Here is a 1,603-nt window from a genome sequence, read left to right as displayed (position 1 = left end):
ACTTGAATAATTGTTCCAACACTATAAATGATTTAAAACAGATTGGTAAAGAACCGCAATTATCAAAAATAAATCCACCTGTTATGTGGGAAAATACTGATGATAACACATCTAAAAGATCACATAACTCGTTATGGCAAACAGGTTCTAGAGAATTTTTTCGTGATAATAGAGCCAGAAGAATTGGAGATATTTTAAAAATAAAAATAGAAATAAAAGATAAAGCTAATCTAAATAATACAACAGCAACAAAACGAAAATCTAAAGAAGATTTAGGAATGCCAAATTTTCTTGGTCTACAAGATAAAATTAGCAAAATATTACCTGGATCTAATAGTAAATCACTTGTCAGCACTAGCAGTGCTAATGGTATGGATGGTAGTGGTGATATTAAACGCAATGAGGATATTGAAATTGAAGTAGCAGCAATGATAAAGCAAATATTACCAAATGGAAATTTAGTAATAAGTGGCACTCAGGAAATCAAAATTAATTATGAAGTAAGGGAAGTGAGCATTAGAGGAATAATTAGAGCAGAAGATATAAGTTCAGAAAATGCGGTAAGAGCAGATCAGATAGCTGAAGCTAGAATTTCTTATGGTGGAAGAGGAACATTAAGTCGGATGCAACGCCCACGTTACGGTTCTCAGTTATTAGATATTATATTGCCTTGGTAAAAATCTTAAGGACAAAAATTTACTATTAGACAGTATTAGCTGAGAATCAATAAATTCATTGTAAAATGATCAATTTTTATGTAGGTAATAAACATTATTAGTGTTAGTAGTATTATTGTCAGTATGAATTATATCTTGAAGCTCTTAGTTTAATAATTTAGTAAAATGGGATATAGTCCTTTGTTTTCAAAATTAAATAATAACAGTAGATTTGCATTATCTATATTTTTTATAATTTTAGGGATGATATTGTTATCTTATGCTTCAGTACCACTTTATAATATTTTTTGTAAAGTCACGGGAACTGGTGGTGCTGTAAGACAAGTAATACGTGATGTTGAAACTGTAGGTAATAGATTTATAGTCATCAGATTTGATGCAAATAAAGATAGCAATTTACCTTGGGAGTTCAAAGCTGAACAATCACTAATACGGGTCCGCACAGGTGAAAATAATCTTGTATTTTACTCTATAAAAAATAACTCTGATAAAGATATAATAGGCACTGCAATATATAACGTTACTCCATATAAGGCAGCGAAATATTTTTTTAAAATTCAGTGTTTTTGTTTTGAAGAACAATTATTAAAATCTGGTCAAAAGATGATGATGCCTGTATCATTTTTTGTAGATCCAAAAATTGAAAATGATAAAAATCTAAAAGAAGTCAACACAATTACTTTATCTTACAGTTTTTATAAAATAAGAGAACAGTAAAATTTGATATGGTTAAATTAATAATGAATACTTATTTGCAATATCACTTACTTAAAACAACTTAAAATTGTTTATATAATTTGTTCCTTGTGAATTTTTTAAAATCTGATTTATTGTTAAAAAGTTTTATAAGTAACTTGGATAAAATTTTGCAGAAAACAAGATTTGGTAGAAGAGCTGACAAAGTTTCTTGAACCAATTCAATATTT

Annotated in this window: 2 protein-coding genes; both read left to right on the top strand. The window is 28.1% G+C overall.

What is annotated here, in order from left to right:
• Positions 1-677: flagellar basal body L-ring protein FlgH (flgH, locus tag IHI24_RS04635; RefSeq protein WP_194966898.1), on the top strand; the 677-nt coding region annotated here is incomplete at its 5' end.
• A 165-nt stretch (positions 678-842) separates the two neighbouring features.
• On the top strand, positions 843-1,394 hold the full coding sequence (locus tag IHI24_RS04630) for a cytochrome c oxidase assembly protein (RefSeq protein ID WP_194966897.1): 552 nt from the start codon (positions 843-845) through the stop codon (positions 1,392-1,394).
• Positions 1,395-1,603: the final 209 nt, after the last annotated feature.

The sequence above is a fragment of the Rickettsia endosymbiont of Cardiosporidium cionae genome (assembly GCF_015476335.1).
Lineage (GTDB): Bacteria > Pseudomonadota > Alphaproteobacteria > Rickettsiales > Rickettsiaceae > JADHZC01.
The sequence above is the reverse complement of the archived record's forward strand: the minus strand, read 5'-3'. Positions and strand labels throughout refer to the sequence as shown.

What these genes read in the sequence shown, in the direction of transcription:
- IHI24_RS04630 (WP_194966897.1), top strand. Translation starts at nt 843, where the DNA reads ATGGGATATAGTCCTTTGTTTTCAAAATTAAATAATAACAGTAGATTT.